The following is a 19,604-nucleotide window of genomic DNA, read 5'->3' as shown; positions in this document are numbered from 1 at the left end:
ATTTTAGCTTATAATATGGCATATTGTCTAGAACGATTTAACTAGCACCACGCGTGATCTAGATAATTCTGGTAATATTTATATTACTAGTCAAAAATCACCAAGTTTAAGTAATGGTTCATGGTCATACTATCACAAGGAAATTGTAAAGATTCCATTTTATGCTCGTAATGACCAATCTCAATGGGAAAATGTAAATTTAAGTGCATTTGGTGGATTAGATATTTCAGGTGAACATAGTGAAGTTGAAAGTATCCAAATCATTGATGAGAATCACGGTTACTTAACTGTTGCATACCATGCTAATGTTAACGGTAAAAATAAAACTGTTTCAAATAAGGTTTATGAATTAGCTTGGGACTAAATTTCAGATATCAAGATTAATTGAAAAAAGTATAGCTTTTGTCTTTACCTTTTATGTGTATAGAATAAAATATGTACAAATCGAATAAAACGGTTTCAATTTTATTTTGAAAGGTTAGGTATTGCCATGAAGTTTTTAAACCGATCAGACAAAGAATTAATCATTCTAAGCTGGCCAATTTTTATTGAATTTCTCTTCAATGTGATGGTGGGAAACGTCAATGTATGGATGATTTCTCACTTTGATGAAGTGGCTGTAGCTGCTGTTGGTGCCTGCAACCAATTTCTTGGCTTTTCATATAATGTTTATGGGTTTGTAACGGTAGGTACACAAATCATGATTGCGCAATTTCTTGGTGCCAAAAAACACAAAGAGATTCCTAAGGTAATGAATACAGCAATCTTTGGAGCAATTGGAATTGGTCTGCTTTTAGGAGCTATTTTTATTCTTTTGCCATACCCTCTGTTACGCTTCTTGAACATTCCAGATGATGTAATTGCAATTGCGATCCCTTATATGCAGCTGTATGGAACAGGAACGATTATTTTGGCGTTAAATTCTGTCATGTTAGCTTGCTTGAGAACGCATGGTTTAACCTTGCAAGCTTTGATTGTGCCAACTATCGCTAATATTCTTGCGGTTTGTGGGAATTATTTGGTGCTGTTCTCACCATTCGGCTTACCTAATTTTGGCGTTAGAGGGATTGCAATCTCAGGTATCTTTGGCCAATTTTGTGCGGGGATTGTAGCAATTTATTTAGTTAAGCGATATGTGAAGTTCAATGTGTTAAAAGTTAACTTCAAACGGTTTTCGATACCATTTTTAAAACAAATTCTTAAGTTAGGATTACCTTCATCAGGTGAATCAGTCTCTTATTCCGGGGCTCAAGTGGTAGTCACAATGATTGTTGCTACTTTAGGAACTAATGTATTGATTACCAAATCGTATGTTTCAGCGATTACTCAATTTGTATTTTTAACGGCTTCAGCCTTATGTCAAGGAAATCAAATTATTATTGGTCGTACTGTTGGCGCAAAAGATTTCGAAGGAGCATATCAAAGAGGCTTTCGGTCAATGGTGCAAAATGTGGGAATTTCAACTTCAATTTCAATCGTGACCTTTATTTTCATTACGCCAATTATGCATATTTATACAAATAAACCTGAAATCATTGAATTGGCACGCTGGGTTTTCTTGGTCGAAATTATTCTTGAAGCAGCAAGAGCGGTTAATATGACTTTGGTAGGATCATTAAATGCGAGTGGGGATGTTAGATTTCCGCTTGCATGTAGTTTAACTGTGCTATGGCTAATTAGCTTGCCATTTTCATATTTATTGGCAATTGTCTTTCATATGGGGTTAGTAGGTGTATGGATTGCATATGCGATCGATGAAAGTTTGCGCGCAATGTTGATGATCTACCGGTGGCATCATGGTACTTGGAGAACCAAGTCACTGTTTGTATAGTTGTTTTCCCTGTGATTTAATTAAATTATAAGTTAAGATGATATTTATTTAACGGTTTGGATAAGTAAGGGGGAATTAGGTGGATAATGACGCGATTGTAATGACTGAAGGCTCATATCGAAGTCAGATAATTAAATTTGCAATTCCACTATTTTTGGGAAATTTATTCCAACAAATGTATAGTGCTGCCGATTCGTTGGTAGTTGGTAATGTAATTGGGTCGAATGCTTTAGCTGCAGTTTCATCGTCTGGAAGTTTGATCATGTTGCTAATCGGGTTATTCCAAGGACTAGCGATGGGTGCAGGAGTAGTAATAGCACAATGTATTGGTGCTAAAATTGATCAACACACACGCGAAGCAGTGGCTACAGTGGTTGCTGTGGGCTTTATTTGTGGCTTTTTGTTGATAATCATTGGTGTAGTGTTGACTCCACAAATTCTGATATTAATGGGAACGCCAAAAAGCATTATGCCTGAATCAGTAGAATTCTTACGAGTATACTTTTTGGGATCAATGGGCTTTGTTATGTACAACACTTTTATTAGTATCCTTCAAGCCAATGGTGATAGTAAGGGTCCTTTGTATTACCTAATTGCCTCATCAGTAGTAAATATTGCTTTTGACATTATTTTTATCTATTGGCTTCATTTAAGCGTTGGCTTTTCAGCTTTGGCTACAGTAATAGCACAAACATTTTCTGCTTGTCTTGCTTATAATAAATTGCGTAAGCTAAAAGGTCCAAGTCGGGTAGATCTGCGCCATCTTAAAATATATCGGCCGATGTTGAAGCTGACGATTGATTATGGTTTACCATCAGGATTACAGAATTCGTTAATTTCCGTGTCTAATGTGGTTATTCAATCATATATCAACATGTTTGGTGCACATGCAGTTGCAGGAATCGGGGCCTATACTCGCGTTGAGGGTTTTGCTTTTCTACCAGTAACTAGTTTCACTTTAGCTTTGACGACGTTTGTGGCGCAAAACCTTGGTGCCGGAAAAATTAAGCGAATTAAAGAGGGTGTTCGGTTTGGAGTGATTTTGGCAGTGCTGATTGCGGAAATAATCGGCTTAAGCGTATTTACCTTTGCGCCGCAACTGATCGCGCTATTTGATCCGACGCCTTCGGTCGTCGCCTTTGGTGTTGGGCGTGCAAGAGTTTGTGGTTTCTTCTTTTTCTTGGTTGCGATTACGCATTTAATTGCTTCAGTAATGCGTGGTGCAGGGAAAGCGACGATCCCAATGTTAGCAATGATGCTTTGCTGGGTTGTAGTAAGGTTAGCAGTTTTATTAGGTACCAAGCCATTTTTCCAGGATATTCGGATGGCCAACTGGATTTATCCGGCTACTTGGTTCTTAAGTACCATAGTTTTATTGAATGCTTATCGTCATCTTGATTTTGCTTTAATCAGCCAACAAACTAGAAAAGAAGCGTAAAATTTTAAACTAAATAATGTCAAACAAGCCAAATTATGATCAATATTTGGCTTGTTTGCTTTTTGAGCTTTGAGTACAATTGTGGTAATGATAATGAAAGCGAATACATATGAGATGAAAAATTATCTAAGTATTGATATTGGTGGGACTAACTTAAAATATGCTTTGTTAGACAATGCCGGCAATATTATTGAAAAGGGCAAAACAAAATCACCACATGAAAAAGAAAAGTTCTTGACGACAGTTGATCAAGTAGTTAAAAATTACGCTGAAAAAGATATCAAGGGTCTAGCTTTTTGTGCACCAGGTAAAATTGAATACACGAAGATTCATTTCGGTGGCGCATTGCCATTTCTTGATGGGATTGATTTTTCAGAAATATATAAGGATCTCAACATTCCAGTCGCAGTAATAAATGATGGCAAGGCTAGTGTTTTGGCTGAAAATTGGCTAGGAAATTTGAAGGACTTGCAAAATTGTGCTGCTATTACTCTTGGTTCAGGAGTAGGTGGCGGAATAATTGTGAATGGTCGCTTATTAAATGGTGCTCACTTCCAAGCCGGTGAATTGAGCTTCATGGTTTTAAAGATGGCCAAAGAAATGGGTTTTGATGATATTGCTGGAACTATGGGCTCGGCAGTTCGCATGGTTAGCCAGGTCATTAAAGCGATCGGCAATGAGGATGAAACTGATGGCTTAGCTGCTTTTGAAGCTATCAATTCGGGCAATGAGCAAGCTTTGAAAATACTACGTTCCTATTGCTGGGATGTGGTTGGCATCATTGTTAATATCCAATCAGTAGTAGATTTGACAACAATTGCGATTGGTGGTGGAATCTCAGCGCAACCGATTCTAGTTGAAGAAATCAATCGTGCATATGATCAATTTTTGGATCAAATGCCAATGTACAAGATGACTTTGACTCGTCCTAAGATTGTTGAAGCTAAATTTAAGAATGATGCAAATTTATTTGGAGCTTTATACAACTTGTTGCTACACGTTAATGGTGAAAAACTATAATGTCTGAAAAGAATCTTCACGAAGTAGTAATTCCTACCGATCCGTTAAACGTATGGTATTTCGTTTTTCATGACAATAAAATTCCGTTTTATATTGCTCCGCATTGGCATCGTGGGATTGAACTTAGCTATACGATAAGAGGAAACATCGATAATTTTCAAATTAGCGGTAAAAAATATAACACTAAGCCTGGAAAAATCTTTATTGTTAATTCTCAGGAAATACATTCGATTAGAAATCGTTCTGGAGAACAAGATTTAGCTCTATCAATAATTTTTCCGTATAGTGTAGTCTGCAGGCTGTATCCGCAAATCAGTGAGGAGATTATTGCTATCAATGATCCAACTAGTTTTACTGATCTGCAAACGCGTGGTGCTACTTAAATCGTTTTAGTTATCAAAAAAGTCCAATCGGATTAGACTCAAGCTGTAACTTAAATTAATAGAAAAGAGTCTGATCTAATTGAACTACCTCAAGCTTAATCGTTTCTCTCACCATTTACAAGTTAGTTTTAGTCGCTTAAATGTAATCTGCCGCTCTCTGTATAAACTCTATGCTCCCGATAAGCTTAAACATCGCAAAAATGTTGATCGTACCAAGCTTTCTGACAGCTCTATCTTAGCGATGCTCATTTGGCAAACTGAAATTGGGATTGAGTCTCAACGAAGATTTTGTAAATTCTTTGTTGGCTTGTCTCATTCTCGCTTTAATCGGCGAGCTCGGATGCTCCTGCCTTTAATTCGCTGTATCCGTCAAGCTTGGAATAAAGAAGTAAGGGTTGCTGGAGAATTTTTGATTATTGACAGTTTTCCTGTTCCAGTTTGTCAGCCTGTTCGCAATTATCGCGTTAAAATTTTCCGTGGCATAGCCGATATTGGCTATAAAGCCACCAAAAAAGTCTACTATTATGGCTTCAAGGTCCACGCGATAGTGAGTGATGATGGCTATCTGCTTGATTACGCAGTTACTAAGGCGTCGGTACATGATGCCAAAGAGACGAGCGTATGGGATATGTGCTTTGGACGCCATATCGCAAAAATATGAAAGGCTCTAAAAAGCATAACGATCACTAATTAATGGCAATTAGGAGAACGATTGAAAGCGACTTTTTCTTGCTTAGCTATTACAATACTGAAAACAACCGAGCAAGGAATCTAGCAGGCTTTCAACAGCGGCTAGAAATAGCCATTTTGACCTATAATATGGCATATTGTCTAGAACGATTTAACTAGCACCACGCGTATTAGTTAGAAAAACTACCTAAAAGAAGATGGCTAAACCATCTTCTTTTTTCTTGCAGAAAAATAATGATTAGGCGACAATTAAATTCACGGAAGAAAAAAGAGGGGGCGAAAAATTGAATAAACTTGTACAAATCACGCTTAAGGCTGATCAAGAAAAATATAACTTAGATGGGGATGCAAGTATTACGGTAGTTGATGCAAATTCTTACTATATTGGCCGCATTATCACGCAACATCATGGCTGGATTACCTTTGAATCAATCGATCAAGGCGGTAATTTAGGTGGAATAGTCTTTATTAAAGAAGATCAAGTAGCTAAGATTGAAGACGATACGCCTAATCTACGCTATTATATGATTACCCAAGTTAAGGATTCATTTAACTTAGAGCAATTAAATAAGACAGTGTTAGCCTGGGATTTTACTAATCTGCATGATTTACTGATTAACGTAGCTGACGCGCAACCCTTTACAACTTTTGAGGTGAATACAGGTGCTACTTACACTGGCTTAATTACTCAACTTGATCAGCAAGAGGTGCGTATTTTAGAACGCAATGAATTAACTTTAGAGCATTATGCCACCGTTATACCACTTGACGATATTGTTTGTGTCGACACTAATGCCATTGATAATCGCTTATTTACCCAATATTTGCGGCAATCACAGAAGCAAGAATTCACTAACGACTTGGATCTGGTTGAAATTTATTTTGATTATACCTTTGATGATCAATATGGTAGTTTTGCTATTGGTAAAGTACTCAAGTATGACGATGATAATCTGGTATTCGAGAGCATCAATGAGTTAGGGCAGGTTGAATCAATTGCAGTGATTGCTAGGAGCCATATAACGCATATTACTGAAGATTCCGAGCGCTTGCTCTTCTTTAATTTTTTAGTTCAATGGCAAAAAAATAATGGCAGTTTTGATCCGGACAGGCTGGAGCGTTCAGTTAAATTACGGGATGAAATTCAGTCACCAGCAGAAATTATTGATAATTGGCCCGAAGATCAAATAGTGAAAATTAGTGATTCAATTTATCATTATCCTGATCGTTTAGGCTTAATTGAAGATCGCTCTGATAGTGGCTTCGACCTAAAAATTGTAACTGAATATGGTTTAGGAGATACTAGCGATCATGATTATAGTGATTTAATTAGTGTTGATCTGGCTGGTTCAGAAATGATTAAGATGCAACAATTTATTGATAATGAGGGTTAAAATTATTGTCATTTGAATTGAAATTTTAATATAATTGAGAAAACGAAAGGAAGATGTTTTATGGGATTAACTTTTGACAACCCTAATAACTTACAGAAGATGCTTGATCGCTTTGCGACTGTACCAGATCCAAAGAAGACGCCTAAGCATAAGGATCCAGAAGAATTATTAAATAAGGATTCTAAGGACAAGAAGAAAAAAGATAAGAAATAAGAAAAGACAGATTGCATCATATGTAATCTGTCTTTTTGTGTAGCATATTAATTATTTTATTTTTTCATAAATTGGGGTGAGGTCTCCGGTGCCCAGATTAGGCAAACGATAAAGGCAAAGAGTAAAACAATCGCACAAACTAGCATTGCCAGGCTAGCACCACCCACATTAGTTAAGACGGGCAATAAGAAAGTCCCTGCGGCAGCCCCGATTCGGCTGATTGTAATACAAGTACCTACACCAGTTGCTCGTACCTTCAGATCAAATAATTCAGTCGGATAAGGATAATCTAGGATCAAACCAGCTGATAAAATAATCGCAAATAACGTAAAAATACCTAATTTAAGTATTGAATTTAAGTTAGGTACTATTGCTAAAATGCCGATTAGCAGACCTGAGATTAGAAAATTACTGATAAGATAGAAGCGGCGGCTAACCTTGTTAAAGATCCAGGTACCGATTAGCACACCAATGAACATCCCACCATTGTAGATAATTCCTGAGATATTTCCACTAGTGATATTCATGCTTTGTAATAAAATTGGCAAGAAGATACTAATACCGAAAAATGAGAAGGCTTGGCAGGCATAGAAAATCCCACCTACTAGAGTACGTCGCAGATATTGCTTGGAAAATAAAATTGCCCAGGAAATATTTCTAGGCGTTTTCTTTTTATTCCGCTTCATAAAGCGGGCAGGTAATCTCCATTTGCGTCCCATGTGCTTACGAATGACCTTGTTGGCCGCCTTAATCTTGCCCTTACTTGCTAGCCAGCCTGGTGAAGCAGGGAGTGGGAAAAGACTTCTGAAGATAGCAGTTACTAGTGCAGGTACTGCACTTGTTGCTAAGATTATTTGCCAAGTATAACTATCAAATCCAGTGATAAAACTACCAGCTAGGTAAGACAAAATAAAACCAATAGTCCAGTAGATTAATAAATGACTCTGGCGCTTGCTGTCTTCACCCTTAGGTAGCCATTCGGTTAACAAGGCATTCCCTACAGTATAGTCAACAGCAATCATTAAACCAATTCCAATACGGAGGATAAAGGTTAAGCTAAAATTAGCGGTTATTAGATGTAATAAAGAAAAAGCAGCTAATATATACATATTCCACATTAAGAGTTTACGGCGACCGATTTTATCAGAAAGTCGACCGACCAAAAGACTACCAGCAAGGCCAATTAAAGCACCAGCCCCAATTAATCCAGTCCAGAAGTCACTAATGTTGATATATTTAGCTGCATTAGAAAGAGCGGTACCACTAATTCCCAGGGAATAGCCACAGGCGATTTGACCTAAGATAACGGCCATCATCACTCTTAAGTGAACTGACATTAGTGGTGCACGCTTGTAATTCTTTTTAGTTTTAATAAATTTTTCGCGTTTCTTTTCTTGGATAATTTTTTCGTTATTCTCCATAAGAGTAGGATCTAAGCCTACTTATAAAACATCTCCTTTTCTTAGATACTTTACATAATCTATATCTATGTTATCAAAAAATAAGAAAGGATGCAAAAAGCCATTCACAAGGAATGGCTTTTAACTTAAGCTTTTTCAATTTCACCAGCTGCGATTGGCAAGGTAGTATGGGCATCATAACTCATTACGCAACCACCTACAGTATCAGGTAATTCCAGATCTGCAGGTACACCATGAACGTAAACTACACGCTTGTCTAGTTGTAGTTTATCGCTACCAAAGGCAGCTTTGAATTTCTTTTGTAGCTTTGTTAATGAGACATCAATCTCATATTCATAATGTCCATTACTGTCGGCAACAGGATAACCATCATGAGGAATATTCATGTTTTCTGGGGCATCATCAAGTGGCACCATTGTAGTTCCTGAGACCGGCTCAGTTTCTGGTAAATCAATAAAGCCATCATGGTTAACGTCTTGAGCTGCAGTTGGTACATGAGCTTTTTGACCATTCGGGAAGCCATGGAAATGTTCCCAGTGTTCAATATTTGCTGGAGTATCAAACATCTCAACGTGAATATGTAGTTGATCACCTTTTTCTTCAAAAGTGGCAGTACCGTGTGCCTTGGTACCAATTTTTTCAGCGTTTAAAGGCTCAATATGTGCGATGTATTTAGTCATGATTAATATTTCCTTTCTGCTTGAGTTGTTAAATACATTGTATTAAGATGCAGATAAAAATAAATTGACTTAGATCAAGAAATGAGGCTTTTATGCAACATTCACCCATGGCTTGTATTCGCAAAGCAGCCATATTTAAAAATTTGCCAAATGAAATGTTAGAAAAACTAGTACCAATTTCAACGCATCAAGAATATTTTCCAAAAGGCAGTATTATTCGACAACCAGGTGATGGTAAGAACGGAATGCTTTTTATGGATCAAGGCAGTGCCAAGATTTACAATCTCAACGAAGACGGTAAAGAGACCGTATTAGGTGTGCTGAATCAAGGCGATGCTAATGGACAGCAGAATCTTTTTCAAGAACATGCCCAGGAAAACTTTGTGCAGGCTTTACAAGATACTTATGTTTGTTCTATTGAGCGTCGTGACTTTCAAAAGTTATTGAAAAAGACGCCAGATTTAGCATTGAATTTGCTTAATAATTTTGGCGAGCAGCTGGTTACAATCGAAACTAACTCTATTCGGCGCAATTCAATGGATGCTCAGGAACGCTTAATGGCCTATTTGCAAGACTTAGCTCAAAAACAGGGGAGTAAAAATGTGGAATTAAAGTTAAAAAAGAAAGACTTAGCATCATATTTGGGTATTACTGCTGAAACTTTAAGTCGCAAATTGAAAAATTTACAAAAAGAAAACCGGATTAAAATATCCGGTCGGAGAATTATTTTACTTTGAAACTTGAGCTGTTTCACCAGCAATTTTTGTTTTATTCAATAAAAGTGAACTAGTTACAACAGAAACAGAAGAGAAGGCCATAGCTAAACCTGCAAGTTCAGGACTAAGCTGCAGACCAAAGGCCATGAATAAACCTGCTGCAATTGGAATACCAATAGTGTTGTAAATAAGAGCCCAGAAGAGGTTTAATTTGATTCTGTTGAAAGTCTTCTTAGAGATCTCAAGCGCTCTAACTACGCCCATTAAGTCATTTTGAACGAGAACAATGCCACCAGATTCAATAGCAATATCGGTACCTGATCCCATGGCGATGCCGACATCAGCTGTAGACAGTGCAGGTGCGTCGTTAATACCGTCACCAACAAAGGCTACTTTATTGCCTTCATCCTGCAATTTCTTAATCTCAGCAGCTTTTTCGGTTGGCAAAACGCCTGCTATAACTTGATCAATACCAACTTCGCGCCCAATAGCTTCGGCAACATTTTGATTGTCACCGGTAAGCATCACCGTCTTTAAACCACGCTTTTTAAGTTCCGCAATTGCTTGCTTAGAACTTGCTTTAGGTACATCTTGAATGGCAATTAAGCCAATGATGTCATTACCTAGGCCAACATAGACTACAGTTTTTGCTTCTTTTTGAAGTTGGAGAGCCTGATCTTTCATTTCCTGGGAAATAGAAATATCTTCTAATAAACGATCGCTACCAACAAAAGCTTCTTGATTATCATAGTTAGCCTTAACCCCGCGGCCTTCGATAGCCGCAAAGTTTTTGACAGGCTTAATTGTAATATTGGCTTCTTGTGCTGTTTTAACTACGGCAGTTGCTAGTGGGTGTTCGGAATTTTCTTCTAAGCTAGCTGCAATAGCTAAAACTTTGTTTTTATCGCCTACAACATTAGTAACTTGCGGTTTACCAACAGTAATCGTACCAGTTTTGTCGAAAACAACGGTATTAATGTCACTGACTTCTTGAAGTACTTCACCATTTTTAATCAAAACACCCATCTTGGCACTACGAGCAGTACCAACCATTAAAGCGGTTGGAGTGGCTAACCCAAGAGCACAAGGACAAGCAATAACAACTACGGAAACAGCGAAGAGCATCGCACTAATTAACGTTGCACCTAAGAAGATGTACCAGATAACGAAAGTAAGGATAGCAATAATCAAAACGGCTGGTGTGAAAATATTAGAGATCTTGTCGGTCAAATTTTGAATTGGAGCATGACTGGTTTGGGCTTTTTTAACTAAATCAACAATCTGAGATAGCATGGTCTCGCTACCAACCTTAGTTGCTTTAAAGGTAAAAGTACCATTGGTGTTGATCGTTGAACCAACAACATCGTCACCCTTTTTCTTAGTAACTGGCATACTTTCACCAGTAACCATTGATTCATCAAGAGTTGATGATCCATTAACAATTACACCATCGACAGGAACCTTTTCACCTGGCTTAACGCGGATGATATCGCCAACCTTGACTTGGTCAAGAGGTACCTTAACAAACTCGCCATTGCGCTCAACTTCAGCGTCTTTAGCTTGAAGGTCAATCAATTTAGCTAAGGCATTTGAAGCGTTATTGTGCATCTTTTCTTCCAGGGCATCCCCGAGTAAAACGAAGACGGTTACGTAAGCAGCAGTTTCAAAATAAACTTCACGGCCAGTAAACATGGCGAAGATACTGTAGAAGTATGCTATTGAAGTACCAACGGCTATCAGCGTGTTCATGTTAGCGTTATGGTGCTTAAAAGCGGACCAAGCACTGCTCCAATAAGGCGCAGCAGAAATTGCCATTATGATTGTAGTCGTGATAAAGGCGATCCAATTATAGCCCGGCATCATCCAGTGAAATGGCGTGGCAAACATCTGGATTAGCATTGGAATTGCTAAAATAAATGAAATCCAGAAGCGCTTAATATTTGAAAGTTTCATTATTTAACAACAACCTTTCCGCGGAACATATCCATTCCACAAGCGTAGGTGTAAGTACCTGGCTTGTCAGTTGGAATGTCAATCGTAACTTCTTTTTTACCATCTAATTTTTGGTCAAGATTTAAATCTTTAGAGACTACTTCATTCATGCAGCCCATATTATCTGATGGAATAAACTTTAATTGAGCTGGTTTACCTTGCTTGAAAGTAACTGTGTTTGGTTTATAACCATGATTTTCTGCATTAACAACAACTTTTTTAGTTTGATTCTTTGAAAAAATACTCATTATTTAACAACAACCTTTCCATGAAACATACCCATTCCGCAGGCAAAATTATAAGTGCCTTTTTTATCAGTAGGAATATCAATTGTAGTAACTTTTTGCTTGGTTAAATCTTTATCAACGCCCAGTTGTTCAAAGACGACATGGGATAAACATGCAGTTGAGTCCTGCATGTCGAAGTTCACTTTGGCGGGAACGCCTTGCTTTAAAACAATCGTTGAAGGAGAGTAACCGCCCTTAACAACGATATCTGCTTCTTGCGAGCCTTGACCTACATTAGCGGTCCCAACGGCTTCTGTATGTTTACCAAAGAACCACCAGAGGATAAAACCAATTAGTAGGATGGCTACAACTAATGTAATAATTTGTGAAATTTCCATTTTATTTTCCTTCCTTTAGCACAGATGCTCTTTCCCTGGTAGACAGTTGCATGGCACTGTTTCAGGGGCAGTCTTTTCTTTTTGATCAATGATCTGCTTCATTTTAGCTAAGTCATTTTTAGAAATAGGAGAATCTGCTAGGAGTTGCAAGATTACCTCTCCTTTATGCATATTGCACATCCGATCTAACAATTCTTGTGCTGCTTCAGTCATTACTTGTGTTTGGTTAACTTTGGCCGAGTAAACGAAATGTCGGCCTTCCTTAGTAGTGCTTAGCAAGTTTTTATTAACTAAGCGACGCAATAGGGTCTTAATTGTTGATTCAGACCAATCTTTCTTAGCTTGAAGTTCTTGAATTATTTTAGTAGAGCTCACGGGTTCTATCGTCCAGATAATTCGCATGATTTCCCATTCACTGTCAGAAATTGTGCTCTCTTTTTCTTGCAGTTTAACCATTTTTTCCTCCTAACGTTTACATATGTAACTATACCACTTAAATTTACAGTTGTAAACGATAAAGCAACAAAAAAAGCATGTTTTCATCCATGCTTCTCATTTTAGAATCGTAATTATTAATTGTTTACTTTAATGTCGCCCTCATCGCTATTTGCAATTAAGACATTTTTACTATGCAAGTTGTGTTGGTAAGAGCCACCATCATCATTGTTATAATTATGACGATGATAGATAACATCTCCATCGTCGGAATTCAGATCTACGCCTGAAGCATCACATTTTTTGATTGAAATATTTCCATCACTAGATGTCGCTTTGAATCCGGCAAGTGAACGTAAATCCTTAATTTGTATATCACCATCATCGGAACTAACAGAACCATTTGTCACATTAAAGTAGTCAGCGTTGATGTCTCCGTCATCACTATGGAAGGCTAGCTTTTTGGTTTTCACTTGCCCGTAACAAGTAATATCGCCATCATCGGTATTAATCTTGATTTTAGCTAATTGCTTTTTAGGTAGATAGATAGTCAAATAGTTATTTTCGTTGCTGTTAATATTAATTAAAACATGGTGGTGATCACGAATAATTAATTTCCCATTTCTAACTTTAACTATGGGCATTATTTTTTTACCACCATGATAGATGACCTTAGGATGATCACTTACTTGTAAATTGAAGTCTAATAAACTTACATCGGCATCAATCTCATTGAAATTTTGTTGAGTCATGTTTTTCTTGATTGTAGGTCCGATATTAGTGTAATGATGTGGGATAAATTGACAGCCAGATAAACTAACTAATATTGTGAATAATAAGGTAATTAAGAAGATTTGTTTTTTCATTTTTTAACTCCTACGAAAAAGCTTCAATAATTTCAGAAATAGCATCACCGATTAATGGTAAAAGAATAAGAATGATCCACCAATATTTTGCTAAAAAATCCCAAAAATTAAGATGGGTAGAGGGCGATTTTTCCAGAACGACTTTTTGAACATTTTTGTCTTTACCTAAGATCAACTTATCTAGAGAGATGTCAAATAATTCACTCATAGTTACTAAACGGTCAATATCTGGTAAAGAACCACCTTTTTCCCATTTAGAAACTGATTGACGAGAAACATTTAACTTTTGTGCAAGATTATCTTGAGTTAGCTTAGCATTTTCGCGGTAACTCTTAATGCGTTGACCAATTGCTTGAATATCTATCATTCATTTTCACTCCTCGTTTGAAAATTTATAGTTTAATATTGGCTTTTTTAGCTAAAAATGTCGAGCAAATCTTGGCTGAATCTTGTCAAATGGTGTTTGCTTTTTGTCAACTTAGGCTATTTTTTGGGGGGTGAAAAAGGAAGTTAATGAATAAATAAGCTAATTGTGAGCAAGACAATTAAAATCCAAACTGCATCAATAAGATAAACTAAGATCTTAAGCCAGATCTTATTATATAATTGGCCGGTCTGAAATAGAAAATATAAAGTTAATCCTGCTAAGATAACTCCAATAGCGGTGGCAGATGCACTATGTCCATTTAAATAGAAAAAGATACCAGTAATGGCAGATAATATTAAAGTCCCGCTGATCCAAAATGATTTTTTGTTTAACTTCATGATTATACCTCTCGTATGTGTGTTTCATGTGAAACTACCTATATTTTATTATAAAGAAAAAACTCATTCTTAATTAAAAGAATGAGTCGTAATATCATGTTATAAATTAGTAACCAAGAAGAAGATGACGAATACCACAAACAGGATATACATCATAGGACTAACTTCTTTATAACGCTTAGAAGCAATCATTGTGATTGGATATGCAATCAAGCCTAATGCCAAACCATCTGAAATACTGTAGGTTAATGGCATCCCTACAACAGTAAGGAAGGCAGGAAAAGCAATCTCAAACTTCTCCCAATCGATTTTCTTTAAGTTGCTGGCCATCAGTACACCAACGATAATTAAAGCAGGAGCCGTTACAGTAGTTGGAATTACTTGCAAAAGTGGACTAAAAATCATACTGATGATGAAGAAAATACCAACAAAAATCGCAGTAAGTCCAGTTCTACCACCCATAGCGATACCAGCACTAGATTCAACAGAAGTTCCAAGTGGGGCAGTACCAAAGACGGCACCTTCAACCATGGCAGTTGAGTCGGCTAAAAAGGCGCGACCGATCCGTGGAATCTTGCCATCCTTATCAACCATGCCAGCTTGTTCAGTCATCCCAATTAAAGTACCGGCAGTATCAAAGAAAGTAACCAGCAGGAAGGTTAGTACAACCATCCATAGTTGGGCTGTATTAATATCTTTAATATGGAAGACAGCTTGACCAAAAGTTGGCGCAATACTTGGTGCACCAGAGATAATACTGTGTGGCAATGGAATTTGACCAATAATCATACCAAAGATTGCAGTAACAATCATACCGATAAAAATAGAGCCAGGTACATTTAATGCCATTAATACAACAGTTAAAATTAAACCGAATAATGTGATCCAAACTGCTGGGGTGCTAAATTTTCCTAAAGTAACTAAGGTTGAGTCACTGTTAACAATTAATTGACCATTTTTTAAACCGATAAAAGCGATGAATAACCCAATTCCTGCTGAAATAGCATACTTCATATCTTGTGGAATGGCATTAACCACTAATTCGCGTAATTTAAAGACAGTAATTAAAATGAATAAAACTGAAGCAACAAGGACTGCAGCCAAAGCTGTTTCCCAAGAAATATGCATCCCAACACATACGTTATAAGCGAAAAAGGCACCGCTACCTAAGGTTGGAGCTAAGGCAATCGGATAATTAGCAATAAAACCCATTAAAAAACACCCAACTGCTGTGGCAAGAGCTGTTACAGTAAAAGCGGCACCTTTAGGGATACCAGCTGCGTGCAAAATGTTTGGGTTAACGAATAAGATGTAGGAGAGACTGACAAAAGTGGTTAAAGCAGCGATTAACTCACGTTTAACAGTGGTATGAGCATCTTGTAAATGAAAGACTTTTTCCAATGTCTGCATTTAAAAATTCCTCCGTAACTATTAACTTTTAAAGAAACTAATTGTATCTAGTTTAGCACAGATGTTGAGGAAGAGAGCTCAATTTTAATATTTCCTGGGAAATATCGGTTAAAGTATAATAATTAGTAGAAAATTCTTTAGAAGGTAAAAATAATGAGCAAACCTAAGATAATATTTTTTGATATAGATGGTACTTTAATTGAAAAGAAAAAATCAATTACACCTAAAATGCTAGAGACACTGCATGCTTTACAAGACAACGGCATTATGATTTGTATTGCATCAGGCAGACCACCAGTGCAACTGCCTAAGTTGGGTGTAGATTTTGATGCATATTTAACTTTTAATGGTTCTTACTGCTATAACGATCAAGACATTGTTTTTGATAATCCGTTAAGGCAAGGAGATGTCTTGCAGGTGATTCAAAATGCTCAGAAAATAAATCGGCCGTTAGCTGTAGCTACCAAAACACGGATTGCAGCTAATGGTGTTGATGAGGATTTAAAGGAATACTTTGCTATTGGTGGAACGGATTTGAAAGTGGCGCCAGATTTTGATGTGGTTGTCGATCAGGATACGGTTTATCAAATAATGGTAGGCTGTCGTGAAAAAGATTATGACAGACTTGTAGCTAATACGCAAAATGCTAAGGTAACAGCTTGGTGGGATAGAGCAGCAGATATTATTCCAGCTACTGGTAGTAAGGGTGTAGCAATTGAAAAAGTGTTAGATTATTATCAAATCCCTGTGAGCGAAGCAATAGCCTTTGGTGATGGCGGCAACGATATTGAAATGTTAAAGACTGTTGGTCACGGCGTTGCAATGGGGAACGCAACAGACGATGTGAAGGAAATTGCTGATGACTTCTGTGGCAGCGTGCAAGATGACGGAATTTTTACTTATTGTAAAAAACATAATTTAATTTAAAAATAGGATCGACATGAGTTAGTCGATCCTATTTTGATCAGTTTTTAGAGCTTAATAACCAATCTTTAATATTGATTATTGGAATACCGGAAATCATTTCTTCATTTTCATATCGGCCAGTGATGACTATTTTTTTGTAGTTATTTGGAATTTGAAGTAAATTATCAGTTTCTCTAGTAGAATTTTCTGGAAGCTGGTAGGTTACTTGAATATATTGTTTATCATTTACCTTGGAAACGATGAAATCAATTTCTTTATTATCTAATTTACCAATTTGAACTGTGTAGCCCCGGCGAAGTAATTCGACATAAACTATATTTTCTAAAACACTACCGCGGTCATTATTTCTTTCTCCTAAAGCTTGGGTACGCAAACCAGTATCTACAATGTAATACTTACCTTGAGTAGAAAGAATCTTTCTCCCTCTAATATCATAACGACTAGATTTATAAAAAAGATATGCTTCTTCAAAATATTTAAGGTAACGCTGCACAGCGTTATAAGAGATATCAAAATTTGCTGATTTTAGTGTATTTACAATCTTGTTCGGATTAATTAATTGACCAATCGAATCTGCTAGATATTTAGCTACTAATGCAACTAATTCTGGTTCTCTTAATCCATTTTTGTAGCCGATATCATTGACAATAATGGTATTGTAAATTCCAGAAAGAATAGTTTGTTTTAATTCTTCTTTTGCTAACACTACCGCGGGGAAACCACCATATTTAATGTATTCATCATATAAGTTATCAATCTGACGCTCTGATGGTTCAGAAATATGTTTAAAATCTAGCATTTCTTTAAAAGAAAGAGGATAAACATGTATTTCTACATATCTTCCCGATAGTAAGGTTGCTAATTCTCCACTTAATAGATTGGAATTACTGCCAGTAATTGTGATATCAAGTAGAGGATTAAGTCGAAGGCTATTTACTACTTTTTGCCAATCTGATACATATTGGATTTCATCAAGTAGAATGTACATTCTTTGGTCACTAATAATTCGTTCTTTTAAGTATGAATAAAGCTTTTTAGGTTCATAAAGATCTATATTATCAAAGTCTTCAAAAGAAATATAAATGATTTGATGTTCATTTATGTTGTGTTTGAGTAAATATTCACGATAAAGCATTAAAATATAAGATTTGCCTGATCTTCGTACTCCCGTCAGTACTTTGATGAATTCTGTATTTTGAAATTGAAGTAATTGATTTAAATACTGTGGGCGGTTAATTAAATTTAACTGCATATTATTTCCTTCATAAAGTAAATTTTTAGCAATTTTCATATTATTTCCTTTATAAAGTAAATTATAGCAAAAATTTCATATTATTTCCTTTATAAAGTAAAAAACAGAAAATATATCTGCTTTTTATTATTTATTCATTTTTTCACGATATTCGCTAATGCTCATGCATTTCCAGATGCTGAAGGCACGTAAGAACGAATTAAATTCCTGATAGCCTAGAAGGTAAGCAATATCGCTAGTTGTCATATCGGTGTTTTGTAAATAATTTAGCGCTAAAACTTCTCGGGTGGAGTTCAGTTGTTTTTGAAAAGTAGTGTTTTCGCTACTCAACTTTCTCTGTAAAGTCTGTTTAGAATAACCTAACTTTTTAGCTACATCGTCAATTGTAAATTCACCATTAGGGAGTAATTCGGTCAATATGCTACGTACTCTAGCACTAGTTGAATCATCAACGGATAATTCAGATAAGCGTTTAGTTAATTCAGGCTTGAAATAATCCCACATTGCTTAGTTATAACTAATAAAATTGACCTGCAAGTCTTTTTTGGCAAAAGTAATGGTTTTGCTTTTACCCGATTCGATTTTGCAGCCAAAGAAGTTAATGACCTGCTCATCATTGACGGGGGATGTCATTGTGATCTTCAGCGGGGAAATGGCTTCTTTGGTCGTCTTGCGCAAAAGTCCCACTAAAAATGCAAATTCTGATAAAACTAGAAAAGAGGGTAGGGAATATTGGCTTTTTTTAAGTGCTTCTTCAACGTTAAATTTATAATGAGAGATTAGGTCTTCATAGCGACCATCTAAGATAAAGTGATTCATTCAAATACCATCCTTTTGATCCATATTATAAGATAAGTTGATTACTTTCTACTACCTTGTTCTTGCATCTTATAAACATTGTTCATGAGCATCTTCTTAGGTAACATTGGTGCCAATTTCATGAATGGTTTTTGGGCTGCAGTTAAACCAGCGGTAATGTTAAGCTTGCCTTCAATCATTCCTTCATACCCAGCTTTTGCAACACCTTCTGGACTAACCGCATGGGCGAATAATTGAGTTGAACTCAAATCACCACGATTGATAAAACCGGTTTGCATAGCGCCAGGCATTAAGCAGCTTACCGTAACGCCTGTGCCTTGTACTTCATGCCATAACGCATTTGACCAGCTTGTAGCGTATGCTTTAGTAGCGTAGTAAACGGCTTGAAGTGGGTCAGGCATAACGGCCGCGTTTTACGAAGTCAGGTAAAAATAATTTAGTTAAACGAGTAGGCGTTTCAATGTTAACGGCGATCATGGACATGTCTTATTCCATACTTCTTTTAATGAATTCGCCTTGACCACCAAAGCCAGCATTGTTGATTAAGTAGTCAATAGTCCAACCGTTCTTTTTGCAAGTATCATAGATCTTTTGCGCAGCATCTGGTTGTGAGAGATCAACATCGATAATATGTGCCGTTACGTTGTACTTTCTACGAACTTCTTTTTGTTGATCGGCTAATTTCTTAGCATTGCGACCAACTAGGATTAGTCACCCCCTTGTGAAG

General features: G+C 36.7%; 23 protein-coding genes and 2 pseudogenes. 10 read left to right on the top strand and 15 right to left on the bottom strand.

Annotated elements, in window-relative coordinates; translation table 11 throughout:
- Nucleotides 1–67 precede the first annotated feature (67 nt).
- From CP352_RS04570 to CP352_RS04535, 8 genes and pseudogenes are all read left to right on the top strand, one after another.
- A pseudogene (locus CP352_RS04570) lies at nucleotides 68–364 on the top strand (helveticin J family class III bacteriocin); the annotation flags it as partial.
- Nucleotides 365–490: 126 nt separating this feature from the next.
- Nucleotides 491–1,831 carry an MATE family efflux transporter gene (locus CP352_RS04565; protein ID WP_089142929.1) on the top strand — a complete coding sequence of 447 codons (1,341 nt, stop codon included), beginning with the start codon at nucleotides 491–493 and terminating at the stop codon, nucleotides 1,829–1,831.
- A 79-nt stretch (nucleotides 1,832–1,910) separates the two neighbouring features.
- Nucleotides 1,911–3,269 (top strand): MATE family efflux transporter, encoded by a 1,359-nt coding sequence (locus CP352_RS04560; RefSeq protein WP_012845486.1) that lies wholly within the window; start codon nucleotides 1,911–1,913, stop codon nucleotides 3,267–3,269.
- A gap of 114 nt (nucleotides 3,270–3,383) precedes the next feature.
- A complete protein-coding gene (locus tag CP352_RS04555; protein ID WP_013682702.1) occupies nucleotides 3,384–4,289 on the top strand; it encodes an ROK family protein in 906 nt (301 codons plus the stop codon).
- Nucleotides 4,289–4,672, top strand: coding sequence for a cupin domain-containing protein (locus CP352_RS04550; protein WP_089142930.1), 384 nt, complete (start codon nucleotides 4,289–4,291; stop codon nucleotides 4,670–4,672). Before CP352_RS04555 ends, CP352_RS04550 begins: the two co-directional genes overlap by 1 nt.
- A 79-nt stretch (nucleotides 4,673–4,751) precedes the next feature.
- Nucleotides 4,752–5,521 (top strand): annotated as a pseudogene (locus tag CP352_RS04545) (IS982 family transposase).
- A 125-nt stretch (nucleotides 5,522–5,646) separates the two neighbouring features.
- Entirely contained in the window at nucleotides 5,647–6,756 is a 1,110-nt protein-coding gene (locus tag CP352_RS04540) for a hypothetical protein (protein ID WP_065990144.1), read from the top strand.
- 60 nt (nucleotides 6,757–6,816) lie between these two features.
- The gene (locus CP352_RS04535; RefSeq protein WP_003624933.1) at nucleotides 6,817–6,969 is read left to right on the top strand and encodes an SPJ_0845 family protein; all 153 of its coding nucleotides are present in this window, start codon (nucleotides 6,817–6,819) and stop codon (nucleotides 6,967–6,969) included.
- A 56-nt stretch (nucleotides 6,970–7,025) separates the two neighbouring features.
- Here the strand turns inward: CP352_RS04535 and CP352_RS04530 are convergent, their stop codons facing one another.
- Nucleotides 7,026–8,390, bottom strand: coding sequence for an MFS transporter (locus tag CP352_RS04530; protein WP_089145308.1), 1,365 nt, complete (start codon nucleotides 8,388–8,390; stop codon nucleotides 7,026–7,028).
- A 125-nt stretch (nucleotides 8,391–8,515) separates the two neighbouring features.
- A complete protein-coding gene (locus CP352_RS04525; protein ID WP_005720746.1) occupies nucleotides 8,516–9,070 on the bottom strand; it encodes a hypothetical protein in 555 nt (184 codons plus the stop codon).
- Between the two features lie 92 nt (nucleotides 9,071–9,162).
- Here CP352_RS04525 and CP352_RS04520 point away from each other — a divergent pair, with 92 nt between their 5' ends.
- Nucleotides 9,163–9,807 (top strand): Crp/Fnr family transcriptional regulator, encoded by a 645-nt coding sequence (locus tag CP352_RS04520; protein WP_005720745.1) that lies wholly within the window; start codon nucleotides 9,163–9,165, stop codon nucleotides 9,805–9,807.
- On the opposite strand, the gene CP352_RS04515 is transcribed toward CP352_RS04520, so the two are convergent.
- The 8 genes from CP352_RS04515 to CP352_RS04480 form a co-directional block, all read right to left on the bottom strand.
- Nucleotides 9,799–11,739, bottom strand: a complete 1,941-nt coding sequence (locus CP352_RS04515) for a copper-translocating P-type ATPase (RefSeq protein WP_089145307.1) — start codon at nucleotides 11,737–11,739, stop codon at nucleotides 9,799–9,801. The two genes, CP352_RS04520 and CP352_RS04515, sit on opposite strands and share 9 nt — an antisense overlap.
- A complete protein-coding gene (locus CP352_RS04510) occupies nucleotides 11,739–12,026 on the bottom strand; it encodes a cupredoxin domain-containing protein (RefSeq protein ID WP_089145306.1) in 288 nt (95 codons plus the stop codon). Before CP352_RS04510 ends, CP352_RS04515 begins: the two co-directional genes overlap by 1 nt.
- The gene (locus CP352_RS04505; protein ID WP_089145737.1) at nucleotides 12,026–12,403 is read right to left on the bottom strand and encodes a cupredoxin domain-containing protein; all 378 of its coding nucleotides are present in this window, start codon (nucleotides 12,401–12,403) and stop codon (nucleotides 12,026–12,028) included. The genes CP352_RS04510 and CP352_RS04505 overlap by 1 nt, the downstream gene beginning before the upstream one ends.
- Nucleotides 12,404–12,418: 15 nt before the next feature.
- Nucleotides 12,419–12,859 carry a CopY/TcrY family copper transport repressor gene (locus CP352_RS04500; protein WP_089142934.1) on the bottom strand — a complete coding sequence of 147 codons (441 nt, stop codon included), beginning with the start codon at nucleotides 12,857–12,859 and terminating at the stop codon, nucleotides 12,419–12,421.
- Between the two features lie 116 nt (nucleotides 12,860–12,975).
- Complete coding sequence (locus CP352_RS04495) at nucleotides 12,976–13,704, bottom strand: DUF4097 family beta strand repeat-containing protein (protein WP_089145304.1); 729 nt, start codon at nucleotides 13,702–13,704, stop codon at nucleotides 12,976–12,978.
- Between the two features lie 10 nt (nucleotides 13,705–13,714).
- Complete coding sequence (locus tag CP352_RS04490; protein ID WP_060462121.1) at nucleotides 13,715–14,071, bottom strand: helix-turn-helix domain-containing protein; 357 nt, start codon at nucleotides 14,069–14,071, stop codon at nucleotides 13,715–13,717.
- A gap of 143 nt (nucleotides 14,072–14,214) precedes the next feature.
- Nucleotides 14,215–14,469, bottom strand: coding sequence for a hypothetical protein (locus tag CP352_RS04485; protein WP_089145303.1), 255 nt, complete (start codon nucleotides 14,467–14,469; stop codon nucleotides 14,215–14,217).
- Between the two features lie 99 nt (nucleotides 14,470–14,568).
- Nucleotides 14,569–15,879: an NCS2 family permease gene (locus tag CP352_RS04480; protein WP_089147297.1), complete on the bottom strand. Its 1,311-nt coding sequence runs from the start codon at nucleotides 15,877–15,879 to the stop codon at nucleotides 14,569–14,571.
- Nucleotides 15,880–16,032: 153 nt separating this feature from the next.
- On the opposite strand from CP352_RS04480, the gene CP352_RS04475 reads away from it, so the two are divergent.
- Nucleotides 16,033–16,806, top strand: a complete 774-nt coding sequence (locus CP352_RS04475; RefSeq protein ID WP_089147298.1) for a Cof-type HAD-IIB family hydrolase — start codon at nucleotides 16,033–16,035, stop codon at nucleotides 16,804–16,806.
- Between the two features lie 37 nt (nucleotides 16,807–16,843).
- Here the strand turns inward: CP352_RS04475 and CP352_RS04470 are convergent, their stop codons facing one another.
- The 5 genes from CP352_RS04470 to CP352_RS11450 all read right to left on the bottom strand — a co-directional run bounded on the left by CP352_RS04470 (nucleotide 16,844) and on the right by CP352_RS11450 (nucleotide 19,585).
- On the bottom strand, nucleotides 16,844–18,058 hold the full coding sequence (locus tag CP352_RS04470) for an ATP-binding protein (protein ID WP_057726309.1): 1,215 nt from the start codon (nucleotides 18,056–18,058) through the stop codon (nucleotides 16,844–16,846).
- 126 nt (nucleotides 18,059–18,184) lie between these two features.
- Nucleotides 18,185–18,562, bottom strand: a complete 378-nt coding sequence (locus CP352_RS04465) for an AraC family transcriptional regulator (RefSeq protein ID WP_089145301.1) — start codon at nucleotides 18,560–18,562, stop codon at nucleotides 18,185–18,187.
- Nucleotides 18,563–18,565: 3 nt separating this feature from the next.
- On the bottom strand, nucleotides 18,566–18,877 hold the full coding sequence (locus tag CP352_RS04460) for a hypothetical protein (protein WP_089145300.1): 312 nt from the start codon (nucleotides 18,875–18,877) through the stop codon (nucleotides 18,566–18,568).
- Between the two features lie 41 nt (nucleotides 18,878–18,918).
- On the bottom strand, nucleotides 18,919–19,278 hold the full coding sequence (locus CP352_RS11455; RefSeq protein ID WP_089145299.1) for an SDR family oxidoreductase: 360 nt from the start codon (nucleotides 19,276–19,278) through the stop codon (nucleotides 18,919–18,921).
- Nucleotides 19,279–19,363: 85 nt separating this feature from the next.
- Complete coding sequence (locus CP352_RS11450) at nucleotides 19,364–19,585, bottom strand: SDR family NAD(P)-dependent oxidoreductase (RefSeq protein ID WP_255405190.1); 222 nt, start codon at nucleotides 19,583–19,585, stop codon at nucleotides 19,364–19,366.
- Between the last annotated feature and the right edge of the window lie 19 nt (nucleotides 19,586–19,604).

This window comes from Lactobacillus sp. UMNPBX1 (assembly GCF_002554085.1).
Classification (GTDB): domain Bacteria; phylum Bacillota; class Bacilli; order Lactobacillales; family Lactobacillaceae; genus Lactobacillus; species Lactobacillus crispatus.
The sequence above is the reverse complement of the archived record's forward strand: the minus strand, read 5'-3'. Positions and strand labels throughout refer to the sequence as shown.

Excerpts from the sequence above, each read along its gene's own strand:
- CP352_RS04565 (WP_089142929.1), top strand. The coding sequence starts at position 491 with ATGAAGTTTTTAAACCGATCAGACAAAGAATTAATCATTCTAAGCTGG.
- CP352_RS04555 (WP_013682702.1), top strand. The coding sequence starts at position 3,384 with ATGAAAAATTATCTAAGTATTGATATTGGTGGGACTAACTTAAAATAT.
- CP352_RS04550 (WP_089142930.1), top strand. The coding sequence starts at position 4,289 with ATGTCTGAAAAGAATCTTCACGAAGTAGTAATTCCTACCGATCCGTTA.
- CP352_RS04535 (WP_003624933.1), top strand. The coding sequence starts at position 6,817 with ATGGGATTAACTTTTGACAACCCTAATAACTTACAGAAGATGCTTGAT.
- CP352_RS04530 (WP_089145308.1), bottom strand. The coding sequence starts at position 8,390 with ATGGAGAATAACGAAAAAATTATCCAAGAAAAGAAACGCGAAAAATTT.
- CP352_RS04525 (WP_005720746.1), bottom strand. The coding sequence starts at position 9,070 with ATGACTAAATACATCGCACATATTGAGCCTTTAAACGCTGAAAAAATT.
- CP352_RS04520 (WP_005720745.1), top strand. The coding sequence starts at position 9,163 with ATGCAACATTCACCCATGGCTTGTATTCGCAAAGCAGCCATATTTAAA.
- CP352_RS04515 (WP_089145307.1), bottom strand. The coding sequence starts at position 11,739 with ATGAAACTTTCAAATATTAAGCGCTTCTGGATTTCATTTATTTTAGCA.
- CP352_RS04510 (WP_089145306.1), bottom strand. The coding sequence starts at position 12,026 with ATGAGTATTTTTTCAAAGAATCAAACTAAAAAAGTTGTTGTTAATGCA.
- CP352_RS04505 (WP_089145737.1), bottom strand. The coding sequence starts at position 12,403 with ATGGAAATTTCACAAATTATTACATTAGTTGTAGCCATCCTACTAATT.
- CP352_RS04500 (WP_089142934.1), bottom strand. The coding sequence starts at position 12,859 with ATGGTTAAACTGCAAGAAAAAGAGAGCACAATTTCTGACAGTGAATGG.
- CP352_RS04495 (WP_089145304.1), bottom strand. The coding sequence starts at position 13,704 with ATGAAAAAACAAATCTTCTTAATTACCTTATTATTCACAATATTAGTT.
- CP352_RS04490 (WP_060462121.1), bottom strand. The coding sequence starts at position 14,071 with ATGATAGATATTCAAGCAATTGGTCAACGCATTAAGAGTTACCGCGAA.
- CP352_RS04485 (WP_089145303.1), bottom strand. The coding sequence starts at position 14,469 with ATGAAGTTAAACAAAAAATCATTTTGGATCAGCGGGACTTTAATATTA.
- CP352_RS04480 (WP_089147297.1), bottom strand. The coding sequence starts at position 15,879 with ATGCAGACATTGGAAAAAGTCTTTCATTTACAAGATGCTCATACCACT.
- CP352_RS04475 (WP_089147298.1), top strand. The coding sequence starts at position 16,033 with ATGAGCAAACCTAAGATAATATTTTTTGATATAGATGGTACTTTAATT.
- CP352_RS04470 (WP_057726309.1), bottom strand. The coding sequence starts at position 18,058 with ATGCAGTTAAATTTAATTAACCGCCCACAGTATTTAAATCAATTACTT.
- CP352_RS04465 (WP_089145301.1), bottom strand. The coding sequence starts at position 18,562 with ATGTGGGATTATTTCAAGCCTGAATTAACTAAACGCTTATCTGAATTA.
- CP352_RS04460 (WP_089145300.1), bottom strand. The coding sequence starts at position 18,877 with ATGAATCACTTTATCTTAGATGGTCGCTATGAAGACCTAATCTCTCAT.
- CP352_RS11455 (WP_089145299.1), bottom strand. The coding sequence starts at position 19,278 with ATGCCTGACCCACTTCAAGCCGTTTACTACGCTACTAAAGCATACGCT.